The following is a 22,482-nucleotide window of genomic DNA, read 5'->3' as shown; positions in this document are numbered from 1 at the left end:
GCGGCCCCAATCGGCCCGGCCGGGCGCTTCGTCGGCCGGGCCGAGTCATGCATTGGCAACATTCGCCGGTTTTATGCCAGACACTCCCGGGAAGCGCGATATGTGATCCACTTTGATCGATGTAGCCGTCCGTAATACCCACAGGTCGAATGGAGTAGACACAGGTTTCCCACACCGCTGTCCACGGACTCTCACAGTTGGTTACATCGCGAGTGGCCGATGCATTCCGCCACCTGACCAGGCAGTTTATTCAATAGAACGCATGTGCGAACGAGAGGGGGTGCGGAGTTATCCACAGGCCAACGCCACTAGATGTGGGCAACATGGCGGTCTCACACCACAACATCTAGCGCCTGGAGCGTCTCGGCCTCCTTGATCCCCATGCCGCCGACAAGTACTTTGATCCGAGCAACACAGCACGAAGACCCGGCAGGGTGCCGGTTCTCCGGGCCGCCCCACCGGGTCGTCGTTTCTACCTGGCAGTAGACCGGCGAGGCTATCACCGCCTGGTGTCTTTCGCGAGACCTCAGGGGAGTGAAATTCTCCGCAGGGGCGCGTCTGGCGTGCTCAACCAGAAGGAGAAAAGTGGCGAACAAGGCCACGAAGCCGGCTTCGGGAGCGGGTAAGCCCGCCGCTCGCCCGGCCGCCAAGCCCGCCGCTCGCCCGGCCGCCAAGCCGGTCGTTGTGAACCCGGGCACCCCCGCTCCGAAGAGCGGTCAGTACCTGCCCGTCAAGGGCGGTCCCGAGGTGACCGTCCCGAAGGGCCACCGGATCCCGCCGACTCCCAAGGGCGGCCCGTCGAAGTTGGTCGACCCGACCAAGAACAAGTCCGGCAAGTGATCCCCCTGGCCTAGCTTCGGCTTGGCCACCGATGCCCGTCCAGTCGTCTGGGCGGGCATCGGGCTTCCTGCCCAGGCGGGGTATATCGCCGCGGCCCGCCTGCGGCTTATTGAGACGACGAATGAGACTAGCGATCTTGAGATAGCGGAACGCCCGGTCGATCCGTGTGGATCGGCCGGGCGTTCTCGCTGTTCACGAGCGGTGGCGGCGGGATTTGAACCCGCGGAGGGCGTGAACCCTCACACGCTTTCGAGGCGTGCTCCTTAGGCCACTCGGACACACCACCGCCGAGTAGGGTACAGGACCGCAGGTTGCGATGCCGAACCGGTACCGCCCGGCTGCGCCTGGCAGGATCCTTGCCATGAGTACGCACATCGGCGCGAAGCCGGGAGAGATCGCCGAGCGGGTCCTGATGCCGGGCGACCCGCTGCGGGCCAAGTGGATCGCGGAGACCTACCTCGAGGGCGCGGAGTGCTACTCGACCGTCCGCGGCATGCTGGGCTTCACCGGCCGCTGGAAGGGTGTCGACGTCTCCGTCCAGGGCTCGGGCATGGGCATGCCGTCGGCGTCGATCTACGCCCACGAGCTGATCAACGAGTACGGCGTGAAGACCCTGATCCGGGTCGGCTCCTGCGGCGCCCTGCGGGAGGACCTGAAGCTGCGCGACGTGATCGCGGCGATCGGCTCGTCCACCGACTCGAACATGAACCGGATGCGGTTCGACGGGCTGATCGACTACGCCCCGGTGGCCGACTTCGGGCTGCTGCGTACGGCCGTGGAGGTGGCCGAGCGGCAGGGCGTCACCATGCACGTGGGGCCGATCCTGGCCGCCGACGCCTTCTACACCGACCGGCCGGACCTCTACGACACCCTCGCCGACTACGGGGTGCTGGCCGTCGAAATGGAGTCCGCGGCGCTGTACACGATCGCGGCCCGGTTCAAGGCGCGGGCCCTCACGGTGCTGACCGTGAGCGACCACATCAAGACGGGCGAGAAGACCACCGCCGCCGAGCGTGAGCAGACGTTCAGCCAGATGGTGGAGATCGCGCTGGACACGATCATCGCCTGACCCGCCACCTGCCTCCGGCAGCACAGCCGGCGCACAGCCACCTGCCCTTCCGCCGCCCCGCCGTCCACCCGGACGGCGGGGCGGCGGCGTTGGCGGGTGACGACGGTCACGGCACAAAACAATACGACCGGTCGTGCTGATTGAGTACGGTGTCGGCATGACGGTCGACGGACGCCTCGCGAGGGGCGAGCGCACCCGCGCCGCGACACTGGACGCGGCCGTGGTCCTCGCCACCGAGGCCGGCCTGCACGGGCTCAGCCTCGCCCAGCTCGCCGACGCGCTCGGGGTGAGCAAGTCGGGGCTCTTCGCACACTGGCGGTCGAAGGAAGCGCTCCAGCTCGCGGCGATCGACCGGGCCGTGGAGCAGTGGCAGGAGCGGATCGTCGCGCCGGCGCTACGCGCCCCGCGGGGCGTACGCCGGATCCGGGCACTTCACGAGGCCCGGATCGACTTCTACGCCGCCCGCGTGCTGCCCGGCGGCTGCTTCTTCGCCAACACCCAGTTCGAGTACAACGCCCGGCCCGGCCCGGTCCGCGACCGGCTCGCCGAGGCGTTCCGCCGCTGGACGGCGTTCCTCGAGGAGCTGGTGCGGCAGGCCGTGGACGCCGGCGAGCTCGCCGCCGACGTCGACGTGCCGCAACTGGCGTACGAGATCGACGCGCTCGGGATGAGCGCCGCCATGCACTCCCGGCTGCTGGAGCCGGAGGCCGCGTACCGGCACGCCCGCCAGGGTCTGCTGGACCGCCTCCGGGCGCTGTGCACCGACCCGACCCTGCTACCGGAAGGCCGACCATGAGTGCCACCCTCACCGACCAGCCCGCCGTGGCGTACGGGCACGTCGAGCACGTCACCGTGCACTTCGACGACCTCGACGCCATGGGCATCATGCACAACGCCCGGTACGCGGTGCTGCTGGAACGGGGGCTCACCCCGTACTGGTCGCAGCGTGGGCTCGCCTACCGGGGCAGCTCCACCCCGCCCGACCTGTTCCACGCCGTGCGGGAGTTCGCGATCACCTACCGCGCGCCGATCACCAGCACCGGCCCCGTGGCGCTGCACTTCTGGCTCAACCACTTCGGCACGAGCAGCGCCGAGTACGGCTTCCAGTTCCGCTCGGTGGACGGCCACACGCTGCACGCCGAGGGCCACCGCTCGATCGTGCGGCTGGACCCGGCGACGCTGCGGCCGGCGCCCTGGACGGACGCCGCCCGGGCCGTGGCCGCCACCCTGCTCCGGCCCGCGACCACCGCCGCCTGACGCACCGCGCGGCGCGTCCGCCTGACGCACCGCCGGGTCGGGTGCGTCCGCCGCCTCCGCGACGACGAACGCACCCGACCCGCTCACGACGCCCGGCCCCGGTCAGGCGAGCGCCTCGGTCGGGGCGAGGCGGGCGGCCCGGACGGCCGGGTAGAGGCCCGCGAGGCCACCGATGAGCAGGGTGGCTCCGACGCCACCGGCCATCGCCCACACCGGCACCGCGGTCGGCCACTGCCGCCAGAACGCGTACCCCGCGGTGACCAGGATGCCGAGCAGCACCCCGCCCGCACCGCCGAGCGCGGAGAGCAGCAGCGACTCGGCGAGGAACTGGACGCGGACCTGTCCCCTGGTGGCGCCCAGCGACCGGCGCAACCCGATCTCCGCCCGCCGTTCCAGCACCGAGATGACCATGGTGTTGGCCACGCCCACGCCGCCGACGAGCAGCGCCACCGCGCCGAGCCCCAGCAGCAGCCCGGTGAACGCCTCGTCGGTGGCGGCCGCGGCGGCGAGCGCGTCCGACGGCCGCGACACCTGCACCTCGTTCGGCGCCTCCGGGTTCGCGGTCGCGCCGAGCACCGCGCGCACCGCCTCCACCGACTCCTCCCGCGATCGCGTGTAGACGGTCGTGGGGTGCCCGTCGAACTCCAGGTACGCCTCGGCGGCCGGCCAGCCGACGAGCACCGAACTGTCCAGCTCCGGTGCGAGCGGGGCCGGAGCCAGGATGCCCACCACGGTGAACCAGCGACCGCCCACGTACACCTGCACCTCGGGCCCGGCCGCACCGAGCCCGAGCCGCCGGGCGGCGGCGTCGCCGAGCACCACGGCCGGATACCGCTCGGTGGCCGCGTTCAGCCAGGTGCCGCTGCGTACGGTCGCACCGACCGTGTCGAGCAGGCCGAGCTGGGCGGCCCGCGTGGCGATCCCGCCGGTCTCGCCCGACGGGATGCGGTCGGTGCGGTAGACCGGGGCGTCCGGCACCTGCCCCGTGGCGGAGGCGTCCGTCACCGGCCCGATCCGGCCGATCATCGCGACCGACTCGACCGGCAGCTTCGCCTGCTCGCCGAAGAGGGTGTTGCCCGGCGCGACGGTGAGCAGGTTGGTGCCGAGCCGGTCCAGCGTGCGGTCGAGATCGGCCCGGGACGACGACGAGATGCCGACGACGGCGACCATCGCCGCGATGCCGATCGCGATGCCCAGCGCCGAGAGGAACGCGCGCAGCGGCCGGGTGCGCAGGCCCACGCCGCCGACCCGGAACACGTCGCCCGGAGCGAGCCGGGCCGGTGTCAGGCGCGGTCGGGTGTCCGCCGGCACGAGCCGCAGCGGGGTCTGCACGGCCATCAGCGCACCCCCTCGGCGAGCGGCGCCGCCGTGTCGGCGAGCACCCGGCCGTCACGCATCCGCACCTGTCGGGGAAGCCCGTCGGCGATCTCCCGATCGTGGGTGATCACCACGACGGTGGTCCCCGCCGCGTGCAGGTCGCGCAGCAGCGCGAGCACCCCGGCGCCGGCCACCGAGTCGAGGTTCCCGGTCGGCTCGTCGGCGAGGAGCACCGCCGGCTCACCGACGACCGCCCGGGCCACCGCCACCCGCTGCCGCTCCCCGCCGGAGAGTTCGTGCGGCCGGTGCGTCAGCCGGTGGCCGAGGCCCACCCGGTCCAGCGCGGCCTCCGCCCGCCGCCGTCGCTCCCGCCGGGGTACGCCGGCGTACAGCAGGCCGTCGGCCACGTTGTCCAGCACGGGCGTGCCGGAGGCCAGGTGGAACTGCTGGAAGACGAAGCCGATCCGGCGGGCCCGCAGCGCGGAGAGCTGCCGGTCCGGCAGGGCCGCCACGTCGTAGCCGTCGATCACCACCCGGCCCGTCGACGGGCGGTCCAGGGTGCCGATCAGGTTCAACATCGTCGACTTGCCCGACCCGGACGGTCCCACGATCGCCACCAGTTCGCCGTGGCGGATCCGCAGCGACACCTCGCGCAGCGCCGTCACCCCGCCGGGGTACGTCCGGCTCACCCGGTCGAGCACCACGGCGTCACCGGTCATGCCGGCATCCCCACCGTCATGCCCTCGGCGATGTCGGGGCCGCTCACCTCGACCCGGCCGGCGGCGAAGAGCCCGGTGGTCACGGCCACGATCCGGCTCCGGCCCCCGTCGACCACCTCCACGCCGTAGCCGCCCTCGGCGAGCGCGAGCAGCGCGGCCACCGGCACGGTGAGCACGTCCGGCCGCTCGGCGGCGGTGAAGGTGACCTCGACGCTCGCCTGGTCGTATCCGGCGAGCTTCGCTGGGTCGGCCACCGAGACGGTGACCTCGATCTTCGTCTCCGCCTCGCTGGACTGGCCGCCCGCGCCGCCCGAGCCCGGGTCGATCACGGTCTGCACCGATTCGATCTTGCCGGGCACCGAGCCCCCGTCGGGCAGGCCGACGCTGACCGCGCCGCCCTTCTTCGCCAGCCGCTGGTCGTCCACGTCCAGGTCCACGGTGACGAGCCGGCTGGTGCCGGTGTACGTGAGCACCGCCTGGCCGGGCTGCGCCGCGTCCCCGGTGGCGGCCTGCTGGCTCTCCACGCGTACGGCGCCGTCGGCGTAGACGACCCGGCCCGGCTCGACGCGGCCGGTCTCGGGCAGCCCGAGGTCCTCCTGCCACTCGCGGACCGCGTCGGCGGTGCTGTCGGTGTACTCGTCGTCGACGATGAAGCCGGTCCGCCCGAGCGCCCGCAGGTTCCGCTCGAACTGCTTGACGTCGGCCCCCTCCACCCCGGGTTCGAGCACCCGGTACGCGGGCAGCGCCCCGTAGAGGAGCACCACCGGTTCGTCGTCCACCGCGTACAGCCGGCCGCCCCGCTTGACGACCGTGCCGGTGTCGGGCAGGGCGGTGATCGTGCCGGTGAGGCGGGCGGAGGCGGTACGCGGGCTGCCGTACCCGAGTGTCCCGTCCACCTCCTGCGCGTCGGTCAACGTCTGGCGGGTGACGGTGGCGGTGGCCGGCGGGGTGGTGCCGGCGGCGGCCGTACCCCGGTCGGTGCCACCGAAGCCCACCGCGGCCGCGACGCCGGCGGCGGCCGCCAGCACGACCGCGGCGGCCAGCGCGACGGCGCGCAGCCGCGGGCGACGAACCCTCACCGCGTCGCCTCCGCGATCTTCGGCGCGTACTGCCGGCACTTCTCCATGGCGGCCTTCACCTTCGGGTCCTTGAGGTCGACCACGTCGAGCCGGAGCTGCAGCCCGCCGTCCGGCGACGGGTCGGGGAACTCGGGCACGCCGTTCTCCCGCATGCAGGTGGCGAGCTTGCGCAGCCGCTCCACCTGCTCCGGGTCGAGCTTGCGCTTCTCGCCGCCGTTGGGCAGGTACTGGCGGCACGCCTCCATGGCCGCCTGCACCTTCTTCGGGTCGGTGTTCCCGTCGAACCGGAACAGCCGCTGCCCGCCCGGCTCCGGGTCCGGCACCTCGACGCCGTGCTCCCGCATGCACCCGGTGAACTTCAACTGCCGTTCCTCGTCGCTGAGCTGGGCCGCCGGGCTGGCGGACGCGGCCTGCGCCCCACCGCCCCCGGCCGTCGCCACCGCCGGCTCCTCGTCCTGGCCGTTCCCGCAGGCGGGAAGGGTCAGGGCGAGCAGCAGCGGCAGTGCGAACAGTCCTCGTCGCATGACGCTTCCTCTCCCGGCCCGGCCGTGTGCCGGGCGCTCCGATCGGCCACGACGCACCGCCGGGCCTCCCGCCCAGTCGACGGCAAGGGGCGTATCCGGGGCGTAACGGCGGGCGTTTACGGCGGCGTTATCCGGCGGGCGGCACCATGGACGGGTGAGGGTCCTGGTGGTGGAGGACGAGAGCCTGCTCGCCGAGAGCATCGCCGAGTGGCTGCGCCGCGAGGCGTTCGCGGTGGACGTCGCGTACGACGGCGGCGCCGCGCTGGAACGGCTCGGTGTGAACGAGTACGACGTGGTCGTCCTCGACCGTGACCTGCCCGGGGTGCACGGGGACGACGTGTGCCGGGCGATCGTCGACGGCGGCGGGGAGACCCGGGTGCTGATGCTGACGGCCGCGGCGGCCGTACGCGAGCGGGTGGCCGGCCTCGCGATCGGCGCCGACGACTACCTGACCAAGCCGTTCGCCCTGGTCGAGCTCTCCGCCCGGGTGCACGCGCTGAGCCGGCGAGCCCGCCGGGCCGCGCCGCCGACCCTGACCCGCGCCGGCATCGTGCTCGACCCGGCCCGCCGCGAGGTGCACCGCGACGGCCGGTACGTGCCGCTGTCCCGCAAGGAGTTCGCCGTGCTGGTCGAGCTGATGCGCGCCGACGGCGCCGTGGTCTCGACCGAGGAACTGCTGGAACGTGCCTGGGACGAGCACATCGACCCGTTCACCAACGCGGTCCGGGTCACCGTCATGAAGCTTCGCCGCAAGCTGGGCGAGCCGCAGGTGGTCGAGACCCTGGCCGGCGTGGGATACCGGATACCGTGAAGCGACTCTCCCTGCGGGCACGGCTCACCCTGATCTACGGCGGCCTCTTCCTCGGGGCCGGCCTGGTCCTCCTCGCGGTCACCTACGTGCTCGTCGACCAGCGCACGGTGCAGCCGTTCGGGCTGGCGCTGCGCGACGTCAAACCCGTGGTGCAGGACATGAACGGGAGGCTCACCGGCGACCAGGCCGAACAGCTGCGCCTCATCGTCAACAAGGCGCAGGACGACGCGCGGGACCAGACGCTGGACTCGCTGCTCACCCAGGGCGGGATCGCGCTGGGCCTGGTCTCGGTCGTGGCCATCGCGTTCGGCTGGCTGGTCGCCGGCCGGGCGCTGCAACCGCTGCACCAGATCACCGGGACCGCCCGGAGGATCGCCGGTGCCGACGTGGCCGGGCGGGGCCTGCACGAACGCATCTCCCTCTCCGGCCCCGGCGACGAGATCCGCGAGCTGGCCGACACCTTCGACGAGATGCTGGAACGGCTGGACCGGTCGTTCGACGGGCAGCGGCGGTTCGTCGCGAACGCCTCGCACGAGCTGCGCACCCCGCTCGCGCTGAACCGGTCGCTCATCGAGCTGGCGGTCACCCGGCCGGGCGCCTCCGAGGACGTACGCCGGCTGGGCGAGTCGCTGCTCGCCGTGAACGAGCGGCACGAGCGGTTGATCGACGGGCTGCTGACCCTGGCCGACTCGGAGAACGAACTCACCGCCCGGTCCCGGGTGGACCTCGCCGACGTGGCCGACCACGTGCTCGACCAGGCCGCCGGGAAGGGCGACGGACCGGTCGTGACCCGGGAGCTGGCGCCGGCGCCGGTGGTGGGCGACCCGGTCCTGCTGGAACGGCTCACCACCAACCTCGTGGAGAACGCGGTGCGGCACAACGTGCCCACCGGAGGCTGGGTCCACGTCGGCACCGGCTCGTGGGACGGCCACGCGACGCTCACGGTGAGCAACACCGGCCCGGTGGTGCCGGGCTACGACGTGGAGGCGATCTTCGAGCCGTTCCGCCGGCTCGCCGGTGACCGGGTCGGCGGGGGCCGCGGGTTCGGCCTGGGCCTGTCCATCGTCCGGGCCGTGGCCCGGGCGCACGGCGGCACGGTGACGGCTCAGCCGCGCGACGGCGGCGGGCTGGTGGTCACCGTACGGTTGCCCGTGGCGCCGGCCGCACCGCAGCTCTCCGCCGTGCCGGACAGCCGGCGGGCGGAGCCGGACCGGAGTCTCCGGTAGCCCGCGCTCCCGGGCAGGGGTCGCCGGCGAGGGGTCGCGGGCGCGCGGCTCAGCGGAAGAACGCGCGCAGCAGCGCGGCGCTCTCGTTCTCCAGCACTCCCGCGTAGACCTCGGGCCGGTGGTTGAGCCGGCGGTCCCGCAGCACGTCCCACAGCGACCCGACGGCGCCGGTCTTCGGCTCCCAGGCCCCGAAGACCACCGTCGAGATCCGGGCCAGCGCCAGGGCGCCCGCGCACATCGTGCAGGGCTCCAGGGTCACGACGAGTGTGCAGCCGTCGAGCCGCCACCGCCCCAGCCGTTGCGCGGCCCGGCGCAGCGCCAGCACCTCGGCGTGGGCGGTCGGGTCACCGGTCAGCTCGCGCTCGTTGCGGCCGATCGCCAGTTCGGTTCCGTCCGGGCCGTAGACGACGGCGCCCACCGGGACGTCCTCGACGGCCGTGGTCTCGGCACCGCCCTCCGCCGGACCCGGCACGCCCGAGGCCGATCCGCCCGGCGAGGCGGAACCGGCCGCCGAGCCGAAGCCCGGCCCGGCGCCGTCGCCGGCCGGGGTCGCCGGCCCGGTCACCGCGACCTCCAGCGCCCGCCGCATCCACAGCTCGTGCCGCTGCCGGCGGCCCAGGTCACCCGGGTCGGCCAACCCCTCGTCGGCGCCCGGGCCGACCCGCCCGATCCGGCCCGGCGTCGGCTGGCCCGGTCGTACGGTCTCCAGCGCCGGATCCGTGGCGTCGGCCGGCTCGCCGCCGCGTGGCAGCAGCGGATCGCCGCCGGGCGGATCAGACCTCACGCAGTTCCTCGACCTGGTCGGCGCAGCCCAGCACCTGGCAGATCTCGGCGGTCACGTCGGCGGGCAGCATGCCCTCCTCGGCGCAGAGGGAGAGCAGCTTCTGCGCGGGGATGCCCAGGTCGGCCAGGATGTCGGCGTCCCCGACCGGGTCGGCCTCGGGGTCGACGGCCGGCTGCTCGGTCTCCTCGTCGCCGCCGCCCGCGGCGCGCGGCTCGTCGGTGTCCTCCAGGCCGGTCACCGACGCCTTCAGGTCACCGACCAGCAGCGCGCCCAGCTGGGACTCCTCCGCGTACGCCGAGTCGGAGCCGAAGACGCGCAGATCCTCGCCCTCGTCGAGGCGGAGGATCACCAGGTAGGTGTCGTCGGCCTCGACGAAGAGCAGCGACAGGTCGGCGTCCTGGTCGACGTCGCGCAGCCGGTCCGCGACCTCGTCGATGTCGGCGGCCCCCCGCAGGCTCACCTCGGCGGCCGTCCAGCCGCCGTCATCGCGCACCACGGCCGCAGCGAAGTACGACACGTTCCCCCCAATTGCCCTCGGCACAGCACGCCGACTCGTTACGCGTGCACGTTAGCCGGTCGGGTCGGCGGGCGACCGGTCAACGCCCCGAAGCGCCGGTCATTCGTGACAAAGTCTCCGCCGGTTCAGCCGGCGAGCTGTCGTCGCGTGGCGATGATCTGTCGCAGTCGCTCGGTGCGCAGCCGCTGCGGGCGCTCCCGCCGGCGTACCGCCCGGGCCCCGGCCAACTCGGCGAGGAGTTGCAGGCGGCGGCGGCTACGGTCGGGGTCGAGCCGCGGAGTGGTCCAGGCCATAGCTGCGAGAGTGCGTCAGCCGTGGGGCCCTCGTCAAGCCGGGCTTCGCAGCGCAGCCGAGCGGCGACGGGCCGCAGTCACCGACACCGCGCGGTGACCGATCTGACGGGTTCACCGGGCTCCCGCCGGTGACCAGAGTGCGCCCGCACCGACCTCGCGCGGGCACCGGCCTCGCGGCCTCACCACAGCGGCCAGTCCCCACTGGTCGCCCAGCGCACCGCCACGACGGCGGCCGCGATGCTCCACCCGCCGGCGGTCACGATCGCGATCCCGACGCCCACCCCCCGGTCGCCGTGCCGCACGAGCACCGCGGCGACGAGCCAGGCCAGCAGGCCCGCCACGAGGGTCCACCAGGCGTAGCCGGCGACGTCGGTGCCGAGCAGCCCGAACAGCAGCAACCACACGAACGCGGACCCGCCTCCCGCCGCCACGCCGGCGCCGGTGACCGGGTGCGGTTCGCGGTAGGTGGGCCGGCTCGGCGGGCCGGCGGGGAAGAGGCCCGAGGGGGTACGCGACACGGGCCGGTGCGCGGCGCCCGGGTCGTACGGGTAGGGAGGCTGGCCGGTCGTCACCCGTCGCCTCCCCTCAGCCGGACCACTCGTACCACCGTACCGACTCTGCCAGGATGACCGGATGCCCTCGCCGACGACCAGACGCCGCGCGTACCCGGTCCTGCTGCTCGCCGCCACGCTGGCCGCGGGGTGCGCGACCACGCGGCCCGGGGCGCCGCCCGGCGGCGTGGCGCCGACCCCGCCGAGCGCACCGGTCACCGCGGACCAGGCGCCGGGCTCCGCCGCGCCGACCGGCTCCGCCTCGCCGACGGCGGCACCGGCCACGAGCGCGAGCGGCGGCACGGCACGGCACGTCTTCCCGGTGCGGGCCGACAAGGTCGCCTACCACCGGACGCACTCCGGATACCCGGCGACCGACATCTTCGCCGACTGCGGCGAGCCGGTCGTCGCGGTGACCGACGGCACCGTCCTGGAGGTGAGCCGCGTCGACCGGTTCGACAAGCGGGGGCCGCTCGGCCCGGACAACGGGGGCCTGTCGGTGGCGCTGCTCGGCGACGACGGCGTCCGCTACTACGGCTCGCACCTCAGCCGGATCGCGGGCGGCGTGGACCCCGGCGTGCGCGTCCGGGCGGGACAGCAGCTCGGCGAGGTGGGGCGTACGGGCAACGCCAACAACGTCTGCCACCTGCACTTCGGCATCTCGCCACCGTGCGCGGGCCAGGACGGCTGGTGGATCCGACGTGGCGTGATCTGGCCGGCTCGCTACCTGGACAGCTGGCGCAAGGGCGGCAACCGGGCACCCGCCGCCGAGGTCGGTGCGTGGCACCGCCGCCACGGCTGCCCGAAGGCGCCCTGACCGGCTAGGTTCGGTGGGATGAAGGCCCGGGACCCCATCGCCGACCTGCGTCGGATCGCGTTCCTGCTGGAGCGGGCGAACGAGGCGACCTACCGGGTGCGGGCGTTCCGCTCCGCGGCCAAGGCCCTCGCCGCGCTGCCGGCCGCCGAGCTGGCCGAGCGCGCGGCCGCCGGCACCCTCACCGAGCTGGCCGGGGTCGGCGACGTGACGGCCCGTTGCGTGGCCGAGTCGATCGCCGGGGAGGAGCCGGTCTACCTGCGGCGGCTGCTCGCCACGGAGGGCAGCGACCTGGACGCCGAGGCGACCGCGTTGCGGACCGCGCTGCGCGGCGACTGCCACACCCACTCGGACTGGTCGGACGGCGGGTCACCGATCGAGGAGATGGCGCTCGCGGCGGTCGAGCTGGGGCACGAGTACGTGGTGCTCACCGACCACTCGCCCCGGTTGACCGTGGCGCGGGGGCTCACCGCCGAGCGGCTGCGCCGCCAGCTCGACCACGTGGAGAAGGTGAACGCGGCGCTGCCCGAGGGGTTCCGGATCCTCACCGGCATCGAGGTGGACATCCTCGCCGACGGCTCGCTCGACCAGGACGAGGAGCTGCTCGCGCGGCTCGACGTGGTGGTCGGCTCGGTGCACAGCGGCCTGAACGACGAGCGGTCGAAGATGACCCGCCGGATGCTCACGGCCATCGCGAACCCGCACCTGGACATCCTCGGCCACTGCACCGGCCGGATGGTCTCCTCCCGGCCGGCCGGTGTCACGGGCCCCGGCGACCGCGGGCACCGGGCGCGCAGCCGCAAGGAGAGCGACTTCGACGCGGACGCCGTGTTCGCCGCGTGCGCCGAGCACGACGTCGCCGTGGAGATCAACTCCCGTCCGGAGCGGCAGGACCCGCCGAAGCGGCTCATCCGGCGCGCGCTGGAGGCGGGCTGCCGGTTCGCCATCAACACCGACGCGCACGCGCCGGGCCAGTTGGACTGGCAGCGGTTCGGCTGCGAACGGGCGGCCCGCTGTGGCGTGACCGCCGACCAGGTCGTGAACACCTGGCCGGCGGAACAGCTCGTCGACTGGGCGCGCGGCCACTCCTGACCGGGGCGGGCGTGCCGGTGGCTCAGCGGTGTGCGGCCGGCTCCGCGGACGCCGCGGGCGCCGGGGCGGGCGTCGCGGGGACGGTCGCGCGACGCCGGCGGCCGAGCATGCCCTGCGAGACGGCGACGCCCAGCAGCACGACGAACGCGCCGACGGGCTGGTGCCAGTTCAGCCGCTCGTCGAGGACGAGCGCGCCGATCAGCACCGCGAAGACCGGGATCAGGTACGTCACGCTGGACGCGGTGCTCGCCCCCACGACCCGGATGTTGCGCATGTTGACCACGAAGGCCAGGCCGGTGCCGAGCGCGCCGAGGGCCAGCACGCTGGCCAGCACCCGTGGCGACAGCTCGGTGGGCACCGGAGGCGCCCCGGCCACCAGCGGGGTGACGATGGCCAGCTGCGCCGCGGCCATCAGCAGCTGCGCCGCCGACAGCGAGACGCCGGAGTGCGCGCTGCCGGCCACGAACCGCTTCTGGTACGGGATGGCGACGCCGTAGCAGGCGGCCGCGCCGAAGCACATGAGCTGGCCGGCGAAGTGAGCCCCGCCCACGCCCTCCCAGACGCCGAGCACCACCAGCACGCCGGCGAACCCGAGCGCGAGCCCGATGCCCCGGCGCGCCGTGAGCCGCTCGGTGCGGAACACCAGCACGGCGAGCGGGAGGACGATCAGCGGCGTCGTGGCGTTCCAGATGCCGGCGAGCATCGACTCGACGCGCTGCTCGCCGTAACCGAAGAGGGTGAACGGCATGGCCACGCCGAACGCCGCGATCACGAAGAGGTGGGCCCACACCCGAGGTTCGCGGGGCAGCCGGTCGCGGAGCACGGCGAGCACCACGAGGAGGGTCAGCGCCCCGGCGGCTACCCGGTAGAGGGTGAGCTGGAGCGGATGCAGCTCCTCGACCCCGACCTTGATGAACAGGAAGCTCGAGCCCCAGATCGCGGCCAGGGCGAGGTATCCGGGCAGCCAGCTGCGGAGGGCTGGCCGGTCAGGAGTGAAGTGGTCCGACACTCCTGACACTCTGCCGGACGCGTACGACAAAGTCGCGCGGAATTCGGACGCCCGTGTCGCACGCCACGGGCGTCGGTTCCGTCCGCCGCCCGAAGGTGCGAACACGCTCGACACGGGACGGGCCCGGTCACGTAGGGTCGCCGTGTGGGACGAATCGACGAACTCGCGAACCGCTACGTGGCCGAGTGGGCGCCACTGAGCCCGACCGGGGCCACCTACGTCGGCATCGCCGGCTACGACGACAAGCTGGACGACCTGTCGCCCGAGGGCTACGCGGCCCGAGCCGACCTGACCCGTCGCACGCTGGCCGACCTCGACGTCACCGAGCCGGAGACCGAGGCGGAGCGGACCGCCAAGGAGGCCATGCAGGAGCGGCTCGGCCTCGACCTCGCCCGCTACGAGGCGGGCGAGACGACGAGCGAGGTCAACGTCATCGCCAGCGCGCTGCACGACCTCCGGATGGTCTTCGACCTGATGCCCACGGAGGGCGAGGACGCGCAGGCCAACATCGCGACCCGGCTGAACGCCTTCCCCGCCGCGGTGGAGGGCTACAAGACCACGCTGCGCGAGGCGGCCGCGGCCGGGCACGTCAGCTCGAAGGTGCAGCTCATCGAGACGGCCAAGCAGTGTGACATCTGGGTCGACCCGAACGGCGACAACGTCTTCCACGGCCTGGTCGAGCGGCTCGGCGCGCAGGGCAGCGTCGGCGCCGAACTGCGCCGGGGTGCGGCGGCGGCCACCGCCGCGACGGCGCAGTTCGGCCAGTTCCTCCGCACCGAACTCGCCCCGCTCGGCCGGGAGAAACAGGCGGCCGGCCGGGAGCGCTACGAGCTGGCGTCGCAGTACTTCCTCGGCGCGAAGGTCGACCTGGACGAGACGTACGCCTGGGGCTTCGCGGAGCTGGCCCGCCTGGAGAGCGAGATGCGGCAGGTGGCCGCACGGATCGCGGGCCCGGGCGCGACCATCGACGAGGCCGTCGCGGCGCTGGACGCCGACCCGGCCCGGACGATCCAGGGCAAGGAGGCGTTCCGGGACTGGATGCAGTCGCTCGCCGACAAGGCGATCGGCGAGCTGCACGGCACGCACTTCGACATCCCGGAGCAGGTACGCCGGATCGAGTGCTGCATCGCCCCGACCAGCGACGGCGTCATCTACTACACCGGTCCGAGCGAGGACTTCTCCCGCCCCGGCCGGATGTGGTGGGCGGTGCCGCAGGGCATCAGCGAGTTCTCCACGTGGCGGGAGGTCACCACCGTCTACCACGAGGGCGTCCCGGGCCACCACCTCCAGGTCGCGCAGACCGCCGTCCGGGCCGACCTGCTCAACCGCTGGCAGCGGCTGCTCTGCTGGGTCTCCGGCCACGGCGAGGGGTGGGCGCTCTACGCGGAGCGCCTGATGGACGACCTGGGCTACCTGGAGGACCCGGGCGACAAGCTCGGCATGCTCGACGCGCAGGCGTTCCGGGCGGCCCGGGTGATCGTCGACATCGGCATGCACCTGGAGCTGGAGATCCCGCGCGACAACCCGTTCGGCTTCCACCCGGGCGAGCGCTGGACGCCGGAGCTGGGCTGGGAGTTCCTGCGCGCCCACTGCCGCATCCCGGACGAGAACCTGCGCTTCGAGCTGAACCGCTACCTGGGCTGGCCGGGCCAGGCGCCGTCGTACAAGGTGGGCGAACGGATCTGGCTCCAGGCGCGGGACGAGGCGAAGGCCCGCAAGGGCGCCGACTTCGACCTGAAGGAGTTCCACCGGCAGGCCCTGGACCTGGGCTCGCTCGGGCTGGACCCGCTGCGCCGGGCGCTCGCCCGGCTCTGACCGCCGGGGGACCGGCGCCGACCGAACTCGACGAAGGGCCGGGAGCCAGAGGCTCCCGGCCCTTCGTCACGCTCAGGCCAGTTCGATGTTCAGCGGGCCACGGGTGTTCGCGGTCAGGGTGTCGCAGTCGATGTACGCCAGGTTGATGTCGACCTTCGTGAAGGTGATCGGCACCGGCGAGGTGATCGGGATGCCGTCCGGGAACGGCAGGTCCGGGGTCAGGGTGACCTTCAGGGGACCGAGCCACCCGACGAACCGCGTCGCGAAGAACCGCACGTCGCCCTTCACGATCAGCTGCTCGGTGACGTACCGGACGGTCTTCCCCGCCGGGCCGTCGACCGCGAGGACGAAGTCGTTCGTGACGGCCTTGTCCATCGTGAACATCAGCGTCCTGAGCGTGCCGTCGGCCGTGTCCAGCTCGGCGATGCCCTCGAAGCGCAGGCCGGTCATCGTCTGCGAGGAGCCGGTGAGCTTCCCCGGCTTGGCGGCGACCCTCGGCAGGTCGTCGTCCGTGGCGACCATGGGCAGCGGCTTGCCGGGCTCCACCTCCCGCGGCGTGGTGGGGGTCGGGGTCGCGCACCGGCCGGGTTCGGTGCCGCCGGGCTTCGGTGCACGGGCGGGACGCTGTGGCGTCGGCTCGTCGGTCGACGCGCTGCGGGACGGCGTGGCCGAGGGCTCGCCCTCCGGGCTGGCGGTGGGGGACGGGGACGCCGTCGCGGTGGTGTCCTTCTCGTCCGAGTCACCGCCGGTGAGCAGATCGGTGATGCCGCCGACGATGTCGGTCAGCAGGTTGCCGTCGGACGACTTCTCGGGGTCCGCGCTGGCCGGGGCCGAGGGGGTGGCGGCGCTGGACGACGTGGCGCTGGCGGTCGACTCGGCAGTTCCGGTCGGCTTCGCGGTGGCGGTCGGCTTCGCGGTCGGCTTCGCGCTCTCCGTCGGCTTCGCGCTCTCCGTCGGGGTGGGGCAGGACGGCGCGGCCACCGCCGGCCCGCTGGTGGGGAGCCCGAGCAGCCCGGCTGCGGCGGCCGTCGCCACGACCAGCAGGATCGCGTACGTCCTCGGCTCGCGGTGCCGGCCACCCTGCGCCGGCCGCTCCGGGTCCGTGACGGGGAGCGCGACGGTGTCCGGCCCCGTGCCCTGGGCCGGCTCGGTGGGTGCCGACTCCCGCAGCGGGTTGCGCGGCGGCGGCACCGTGTCGGTGAGCACTCCCGTGTGCTCCTCCTCCCGCTGCCGCGGCATCAGGTCGTCGACGAGCGCCGGCTCACCGGCACCGGTCCAGTCGGCGGGACGCTCCTCCGCGATCTCCTCGTCCGCCGCCGGCTCGTCCACGGGCGGCGGGGCGACCGGCCTCTTCACGGGCACCCACGCGAACCCGAGCGCGCTGCCGACCATGCCGAGGACCAGCCCGACGAAGAAGCCGCCCAGGTTCACGCCGATCAGCGAGTAGACCGCTGTCACGGCCGCGACCACGGCGTAGAAGATCCGTTGTGCGGGGCTCAGCCAGAGAAGCAGGCCGCAGGTGAACAGGATGGCGGGGATCAGCCACGCCAGGAAGCCGGTCGGACCCATCTTGACGGAGAGCCCGTCGAGGGACATCTGCGTGCTTCCGAAGATCTCCAGGCCGGCCAGCATGGTGAACAGCCCGGCCCAGAACGGGCGCTGCCGCCGCCAACGGCGGAACCCGCGCCACGTCCGGCCCCACCAGCCGGAGCGGGCGTTCTGCGTCTCGGCGGTTGTCACGTACTCCTCCTGGCGGTGCCGACGGGGTGGGACACGGACGAGGCCCGCGGAGGGAGCCCTCCGCGGGCCTCGGGGTCAGATCAGAAGCATTCCTTGGCGTCCGGGCCCACCTTGAGGCCGAGCTTCAACCCGTTGAGCGTGAACGTGCCGGCGCTGGTCGACCACGCCACCTGCTTGAGGTCCTTGATGACGACCTTGTCGGCGTCCTGCCCGAAGGACTTCGGCAGCGCGTGCTCGTTCAGGTCGGTGGCGTCGCGCCCGATCTGGATGTTGGTGAACTCCGCGTTGCCCTCGAGGGACTCCATGTCGATGAGCAGACCCTTGGCCGTGGCCGGCTTGCCGCCACCACCGGCGTTGATGGTCAGCACGATGTCCATCCCGAGCACCCGGGACTTGACGGACTGGCACAGGTTGTGGAGTTCCGCGGTGCCGATCTCGGACACGGCCACCGGGTGGACCGTGTTGTCCTTCTCCTTGACCATGCCGCCGTACTGCTTGAAGTCGTGGCCCACCAGCTCCGAGGCGCCGACCTTGAACGTCTGACCGGAGACGTTGAACGACGCGGCGATGGCGCCGTTGGCCATCCCCAGGACTATGCCGCCGGCCACGACGGTCGCGGGGACCATCATCGCGGCGAAGCGGCGCCACCGGGTGCCGCCGCTCAGCTGACGGTCTTCCGATTCACTCACGGGGTCCTCCTCGACGGGGGTGTCGTCACCGATCGCGCACGCGATGCGGGACTGGGAAAGAGCGAGCGCTGCGCTGCCGTGGTGTGCCATCAGCGGGGCACTGCACGCGGATGGATGCTCTCGCGAAGGGACCTACGTCACAAGACCCTAGCTACTGACCGGTAACAGGGTGGGTCCGCCGAGCGCCACCGCCGCTACAAGCCGTTAACCCGCGGGTGCGGCGGGTCGGCTGACAAATGCGCTTTATTACGACAATGTGGCCGGTAGGTTTCACCGGTGGTAGCCGAGCAGGCCCTTCATCACAGTTCAGTAACGGCAGGCTGTCAAAGCGCTGAGGGTGACCCGATCCCGACCGTCCGGACGAGGCGGCGGTCAACTGTCCCGCCCGTCGGCGTCGAGCCACGAACCGAGCAGATGGCGGTCGATGGAGTCGACGCGGCCGAGCGGCCGGCCCGCGGCCACCCGCGCACGGAGCTCCCTCCGGGTGAACCACCGCGCCTCCAGCAGTTCCACGCCGTCCACCCGGACCTCGTCGGACACCGCAGTGGCGCGGAAACCGACCATCAGGCCGGCCGGGAACGGCCACGCCTGCGATCCCTGGTAGACGAGGTCGGTCACCGTCACACCGACCTCCTCGGCCAACTCCCGGTGCACCGCGTCCTCCAGGCTCTCGCCCACCTCGACGAACCCGGCCAGGGTCGAGTACGAACCCTCCGGGGAACCCGCGTGCCGGGCCAGCAGGCAGCGGCCGGGCTCGCCCGGCGCCTCCACGAGGACGATGACCGCCGGCTCGATCCGGGGGAAGTGCAGCCGCCCGCACTCCGCGGCCGTGCAGACCCGCACGTGGCCGCCCGCGCGGGCCGCCGTCGTGGCACCGCAGGCGCCGCACCACCGTTGCTGGCGGTGCCAGTGGAGCAGACCCCGGCCGTACGCCTGGGCGGCCGCCTCGGCGGCGCTGAGCCGGCCCGCGAGCCGCCGGACGTCCACGACCGACGCCGCACCCGCCACGTCGAGGGCCCGTGCCTCGGGCTGCCCCGTCAGGTCCGCCGCGAACACCGCCGCGCCCGCGTCCAGGCCGAGGAAGACCGTCTCGTCCGCGACGGCGAACACCCGCGCCGCCGCGTCCCCCGTCAACCGCACCGGGACGTCCTCAGCGGTCACCAGGCAGCGGTCCCGCCACAGCGCCAGCACCGCCGTCCGCTCGTCGGACCTCAGCGCCGCCAGTCGCTCCGCGTCGGCGCGGACGTCACCCGCCCGGTCCAACCACCCACCGCCGTACGCGAACACCCGCTCGCCGCTCATGCCGTCACGCTTTCACGGCCGCCCCGACGACCGGCGGGCAGGCCCCACGTCGAGACGGCCGACCCCGTCCACGGCGGGCGTGAGGGGTGCCGGAACCGCACGCCGGCCCCCCGGCACGGCCGGGCCGTCCGGGCGCGACACGCCGGGCGACACGCCGTGCGGGGACGATCGGACGGCGACTGCCGACCCGGCCGGGCGTTCGTTACCGTAGGTGTCCGCGCGGGGAGAGTCCCCGGGATGGCACGTCGCGATCGAGGTAGCTGTGACGCTGTACGGCGAGAACCGTCCGCCCGCCGACGACCGTCCCACCGTGCAGGTCACCGCCGTCACGTGGCCCGTCGAGGAGCCCGAACCCACACCGCCGGCCACGCCCCGCCGCCCCCGCCGGCTGCGGCTGCTGGTCGCCGCGGGCGCCACCGCCGTGATGCTGGCCGGCGTGGCGGGTGCCGGGGCCTACGCGTACGCCGGCGACGTGCCGCGCGGCACCGTCGTCCTCGGCGCCGAACTGGGCGGCCGCAGCCGCGCGGAGGCGGCCCGGGAGCTGCGTGCCGAGCTGGACCGGCGGGCCGCCGCACTCGCCGCCCCGCTGACCGTACGCGTCGGGGAGCGGACCGCCGAGATCGTGCCGGGCGACGTGGGCCTCACCGTCGACGTGGAGGCGACAGTGGCCGCCGCGGCGAAGGCCGACGCGCATCCGGTGAGCCGGCTCGTCGGGTCGCGGTCGGTGCGGCCGGTCGTGTCGGTGGACGTCGACCGCCTGCACACCGCCCTGCAGAAGGTGGCCGGTGACCAGGTCCGGAAGATGACGATGCCGGCCATCACGTACGCCGGCACCACCCCGAAGGTGGTGCACCCGAAGCCGGGCCTGGCGCTCGACCCGCAACGCTCGGCGGAGGCCGTCCGGACCGGGTGGCTCGACGGACAGCCGGTGACCGTGCCGCTCGTCGAGACGCAGCCGGCGACCAGCGCCGAGGAGGTGCAGCGCCTCGTCGACGAGCTGGCCCGCCCGGCGGTCGCCGCGCCCGTGAAGGTCACCACCGACAAGGGCTCGGTGACGATCCCGCCGAAGGCCATCGCGCGGAGCCTGCGTTTCAGCGCCGACGAGACCGGCAAGCTGACGCCGCGGGTGGACGTGAAGCGGCTGCGCGCCGCCCTCGGCGACGACCTGGCGAAGATCGAGGTGGCGCCGCGCAACGCGCGGATGAGCATCTCCGGTGGACGCCCCAAGGTGGTCGACCAGGGCCGCCCCGGCCAGCAGCTGGACGCCGTGGCGCTCGCCCGGGACCTGCTCGCCGTCCTGCCCGACGCCGACGGCCGGGAGGTCACCGGCCAGCTCAAGCCGGCGCAGCCGGAGCTGACCGCGGAGAAGCTGGCCGGGCTCGGCATCAAACAGAAGGTCTCCTCGTTCACCACCCGCTTCACCGGTGGCCTCTCCTCGCCGCGCAGCCAGAACATCGTGACGATCGCCAAGGAGGTCGACGGCACCGTGGTGCTGCCGGGCGAGACGTTCTCCCTCAACGGGCACACGGGGGAGCGCGGCTACGCCCAGGGCTACCGGGACGCACCCGTCATCCTCGACGGGAAGCTGGTGCCGGGCGTCGGTGGCGGCACGTCGCAGTTCACGACGACGCTCTTCAACGCCACCTACTACGCGGGCCTCGAGGACGTCGAGCACAAGCCGCACTCGTACTGGTTCGACCGCTACCCGCCGGTCATCGAGTCGACCATCTTCTGGCCGGACCTGGACTTCAAGTTCCGCAACAACACCCCGTACGGCGTCCTCATCGACACCTCGTACACCTCCAGCACGATCACCGTGTCGATCTGGAGCACGAAGATCTACGACAGCGTCAAGACGGAGTACGGCCCGCGGCGCAACATCACCACCCCGCGGACCATCTACCTGGAGCCCGGGCCGTCCTGCATCCCCAGCAACGGCATCAACGGCTTCACCCAGGACGCGTACCGGGTCATCCGCAAGGACGGCAAGGTCGTCAAGCGGGAGAAGTTCACCTGGCGCTACGACGCGGAGCCGCGCTACGTGTGCGGCCGCGAGCCCTCCTGACGCGGGTCACGGCCCGCCGCAGCCCTCGTCGTACGCGGGCTCAGCGGCGGGCCTCCGCGAGCGCCTGGCGTACGCCGTCCGCGTCCCGGTCGGCGAGGTAGACGGGCGTGCCGGGCTCCTGGCGCCAGCTGTCGTCGAGGCTTCCCCCGTCGACGGGGTCGAAGCCGAGGGCGTCGACCAGTTCCATCACCGTCCGCTTGGCCTCGGGGTCGTCGCCGGCTACCGGCAGCGCGATCCGGTCGGGGGCACCGGCCGGGCGCCCGTTCTCCAGCAGGTGCTGGGCCTGGATGGTGTTGAACGCCTTCACGAGCCGCGCGCCGCGAAGGTGTTCGGCGGTCCACCGGCTGGACGCCGTGCCGTCCATGAGTTCCGGGATGTCGCCGTCCCGGTCGGGGTAGTAGTTGTCGGCGTCCACCACGAGCTTCCCGGCGAAGAGGCCGTCGCCCGGTAGGTCGGGCACCCCCATGAGGGGTACGGCGACGACCACCACGTCCGCACCGCGTACGGCCTCCTCGACCGTGGCGGTCTCCGCGCCGGTCTCGCCGGCGAGGGCGCGCAGCGTCTGGGGGCCACGGGAGTTGGAGACGGTGACGTCGTGCCCGAGGGCAGTGAACCGTCGGGTGAGGGTGCCACCGATGTGCCCCGAGCCGATGATGCCGATCCTCATGCCCGCCCCCTGGCCGTCGCGACGCGATCCGTCCTCGACGCTATCGCCGATCGTGGCGGCGGTTCAGGGAAACGGCGGGGACACCGGGCGTGGGCCGCGAGGCCGCGAGTGGAAAAGGTCCGTAAACGGTGTCAGGGCCACCCCCTTTGCTAGGGGGTGACCCTGACCGAAAGAATGTCCGGCGGCGTCCTACTCTCCCACACCCTCACGAGTGCAGTACCATCGGCGCTGGAGGGCTTAGCTTCCGGGTTCGGAATGTGACCGGGCGTTTCCCCTCCGCCATGACCGCCGTAACTCTATCG

Annotated in this window: 23 protein-coding genes, 1 tRNA gene and 1 rRNA gene; 10 read left to right on the top strand and 15 right to left on the bottom strand. The window is 73.2% G+C overall.

Annotated features, from left to right (window positions below; translation table 11 throughout):
* Positions 1–585: 585 nt before the first annotated feature.
* Complete coding sequence (locus tag D7I43_RS18450) at positions 586–840, top strand: hypothetical protein (RefSeq protein ID WP_120329779.1); 255 nt, start codon at positions 586–588, stop codon at positions 838–840.
* A gap of 199 nt (positions 841–1,039) precedes the next feature.
* On the opposite strand, the gene D7I43_RS18445 is transcribed toward D7I43_RS18450, so the two are convergent.
* A tRNA-Ser gene (locus D7I43_RS18445) sits at positions 1,040–1,126 on the bottom strand.
* A 75-nt stretch (positions 1,127–1,201) separates the two neighbouring features.
* Here D7I43_RS18445 and deoD point away from each other — a divergent pair.
* The 3 genes from deoD to D7I43_RS18430 all read left to right on the top strand — a co-directional run bounded on the left by deoD (position 1,202) and on the right by D7I43_RS18430 (position 3,166).
* Complete coding sequence (gene deoD, locus D7I43_RS18440; RefSeq protein WP_120329778.1) at positions 1,202–1,909, top strand: purine-nucleoside phosphorylase; 708 nt, start codon at positions 1,202–1,204, stop codon at positions 1,907–1,909.
* A gap of 157 nt (positions 1,910–2,066) precedes the next feature.
* Entirely contained in the window at positions 2,067–2,705 is a 639-nt protein-coding gene (locus tag D7I43_RS18435) for a TetR/AcrR family transcriptional regulator (RefSeq protein ID WP_120329930.1), read from the top strand.
* Positions 2,702–3,166, top strand: coding sequence for an acyl-CoA thioesterase (locus D7I43_RS18430; RefSeq protein ID WP_120329777.1), 465 nt, complete (start codon positions 2,702–2,704; stop codon positions 3,164–3,166). Before D7I43_RS18435 ends, D7I43_RS18430 begins: the two co-directional genes overlap by 4 nt.
* Before the next feature lie 102 nt (positions 3,167–3,268).
* Here D7I43_RS18430 and D7I43_RS18425 read toward each other — a convergent pair whose 3' ends face one another.
* From D7I43_RS18425 to D7I43_RS18410, 4 genes are read right to left on the bottom strand one after another with little or no spacing between them, the layout of a single operon-like run.
* Positions 3,269–4,504: an ABC transporter permease gene (locus D7I43_RS18425; protein WP_120329776.1), complete on the bottom strand. Its 1,236-nt coding sequence runs from the start codon at positions 4,502–4,504 to the stop codon at positions 3,269–3,271.
* Positions 4,504–5,202, bottom strand: coding sequence for an ABC transporter ATP-binding protein (locus tag D7I43_RS18420; protein ID WP_120329775.1), 699 nt, complete (start codon positions 5,200–5,202; stop codon positions 4,504–4,506). The genes D7I43_RS18425 and D7I43_RS18420 overlap by 1 nt, the downstream gene beginning before the upstream one ends.
* Entirely contained in the window at positions 5,199–6,260 is a 1,062-nt protein-coding gene (locus tag D7I43_RS18415; protein WP_120329929.1) for a peptidoglycan-binding protein, read from the bottom strand. The genes D7I43_RS18420 and D7I43_RS18415 overlap by 4 nt, the downstream gene beginning before the upstream one ends.
* A gap of 17 nt (positions 6,261–6,277) precedes the next feature.
* A complete protein-coding gene (locus D7I43_RS18410) occupies positions 6,278–6,805 on the bottom strand; it encodes a hypothetical protein (RefSeq protein ID WP_120329774.1) in 528 nt (175 codons plus the stop codon).
* Between the two features lie 154 nt (positions 6,806–6,959).
* Between D7I43_RS18410 and D7I43_RS18405 the strand changes: the two genes are divergently transcribed.
* Entirely contained in the window at positions 6,960–7,616 is a 657-nt protein-coding gene (locus D7I43_RS18405; RefSeq protein ID WP_120329773.1) for a response regulator transcription factor, read from the top strand.
* Positions 7,613–8,842, top strand: coding sequence for a sensor histidine kinase (locus D7I43_RS18400; protein ID WP_120329772.1), 1,230 nt, complete (start codon positions 7,613–7,615; stop codon positions 8,840–8,842). The genes D7I43_RS18405 and D7I43_RS18400 overlap by 4 nt, the downstream gene beginning before the upstream one ends.
* Positions 8,843–8,891: 49 nt before the next feature.
* Here D7I43_RS18400 and D7I43_RS18395 read toward each other — a convergent pair whose 3' ends face one another.
* The 4 genes from D7I43_RS18395 to D7I43_RS18385 form a co-directional block, all read right to left on the bottom strand.
* Positions 8,892–9,431, bottom strand: coding sequence for a nucleoside deaminase (locus tag D7I43_RS18395; RefSeq protein WP_240033040.1), 540 nt, complete (start codon positions 9,429–9,431; stop codon positions 8,892–8,894).
* Between the two features lie 184 nt (positions 9,432–9,615).
* Positions 9,616–10,143 carry a tRNA adenosine deaminase-associated protein gene (locus D7I43_RS18390; RefSeq protein ID WP_120329770.1) on the bottom strand — a complete coding sequence of 176 codons (528 nt, stop codon included), beginning with the start codon at positions 10,141–10,143 and terminating at the stop codon, positions 9,616–9,618.
* Positions 10,144–10,268: 125 nt separating this feature from the next.
* Positions 10,269–10,436, bottom strand: a complete 168-nt coding sequence (locus D7I43_RS33060) for a hypothetical protein (RefSeq protein ID WP_192902192.1) — start codon at positions 10,434–10,436, stop codon at positions 10,269–10,271.
* A gap of 179 nt (positions 10,437–10,615) precedes the next feature.
* Complete coding sequence (locus tag D7I43_RS18385; protein ID WP_396845410.1) at positions 10,616–11,008, bottom strand: hypothetical protein; 393 nt, start codon at positions 11,006–11,008, stop codon at positions 10,616–10,618.
* Positions 11,009–11,069: 61 nt separating this feature from the next.
* Between D7I43_RS18385 and D7I43_RS18380 the strand changes: the two genes are divergently transcribed.
* Together D7I43_RS18380 and D7I43_RS18375 are read left to right on the top strand one after the other, a co-directional pair.
* Positions 11,070–11,804 (top strand): M23 family metallopeptidase, encoded by a 735-nt coding sequence (locus tag D7I43_RS18380; RefSeq protein WP_120329769.1) that lies wholly within the window; start codon positions 11,070–11,072, stop codon positions 11,802–11,804.
* A gap of 18 nt (positions 11,805–11,822) precedes the next feature.
* The gene (locus tag D7I43_RS18375) at positions 11,823–12,893 is read left to right on the top strand and encodes a PHP domain-containing protein (protein ID WP_120329768.1); all 1,071 of its coding nucleotides are present in this window, start codon (positions 11,823–11,825) and stop codon (positions 12,891–12,893) included.
* A gap of 22 nt (positions 12,894–12,915) precedes the next feature.
* Here the strand turns inward: D7I43_RS18375 and D7I43_RS18370 are convergent, their stop codons facing one another.
* Positions 12,916–13,902 carry a DMT family transporter gene (locus tag D7I43_RS18370; RefSeq protein ID WP_120329767.1) on the bottom strand — a complete coding sequence of 329 codons (987 nt, stop codon included), beginning with the start codon at positions 13,900–13,902 and terminating at the stop codon, positions 12,916–12,918.
* A 144-nt stretch (positions 13,903–14,046) separates the two neighbouring features.
* On the opposite strand from D7I43_RS18370, the gene D7I43_RS18365 reads away from it, so the two are divergent.
* Positions 14,047–15,717, top strand: a complete 1,671-nt coding sequence (locus D7I43_RS18365; RefSeq protein ID WP_120329766.1) for a DUF885 domain-containing protein — start codon at positions 14,047–14,049, stop codon at positions 15,715–15,717.
* A 72-nt stretch (positions 15,718–15,789) separates the two neighbouring features.
* On the opposite strand, the gene D7I43_RS18360 is transcribed toward D7I43_RS18365, so the two are convergent.
* From D7I43_RS18360 to nudC, 3 genes are all read right to left on the bottom strand, one after another.
* Entirely contained in the window at positions 15,790–17,457 is a 1,668-nt protein-coding gene (locus D7I43_RS18360; protein ID WP_120329765.1) for a DUF6114 domain-containing protein, read from the bottom strand.
* An 80-nt stretch (positions 17,458–17,537) separates the two neighbouring features.
* Positions 17,538–18,086: a DUF6230 family protein gene (locus D7I43_RS18355; RefSeq protein ID WP_120329927.1), complete on the bottom strand. Its 549-nt coding sequence runs from the start codon at positions 18,084–18,086 to the stop codon at positions 17,538–17,540.
* A gap of 432 nt (positions 18,087–18,518) precedes the next feature.
* On the bottom strand, positions 18,519–19,448 hold the full coding sequence (gene nudC / locus D7I43_RS18350; protein WP_120329764.1) for an NAD(+) diphosphatase: 930 nt from the start codon (positions 19,446–19,448) through the stop codon (positions 18,519–18,521).
* 262 nt (positions 19,449–19,710) lie between these two features.
* Here nudC and D7I43_RS18345 point away from each other — a divergent pair, with 262 nt between their 5' ends.
* Positions 19,711–21,513, top strand: a complete 1,803-nt coding sequence (locus tag D7I43_RS18345; RefSeq protein WP_120329763.1) for a VanW family protein — start codon at positions 19,711–19,713, stop codon at positions 21,511–21,513.
* A 40-nt stretch (positions 21,514–21,553) separates the two neighbouring features.
* Here the strand turns inward: D7I43_RS18345 and D7I43_RS18340 are convergent, their stop codons facing one another.
* Entirely contained in the window at positions 21,554–22,180 is a 627-nt protein-coding gene (locus D7I43_RS18340; protein ID WP_120329762.1) for an NADPH-dependent F420 reductase, read from the bottom strand.
* Positions 22,181–22,356: 176 nt separating this feature from the next.
* Positions 22,357–22,473 (bottom strand): 5S ribosomal RNA (rrf, locus tag D7I43_RS18335).
* Between the last annotated feature and the right edge of the window lie 9 nt (positions 22,474–22,482).

The organism is Micromonospora globbae, assembly GCF_003610785.1.
Lineage (GTDB): Bacteria > Actinomycetota > Actinomycetes > Mycobacteriales > Micromonosporaceae > Micromonospora > Micromonospora globbae.
The sequence above is the reverse complement of the archived record's forward strand: the minus strand, read 5'-3'. Positions and strand labels throughout refer to the sequence as shown.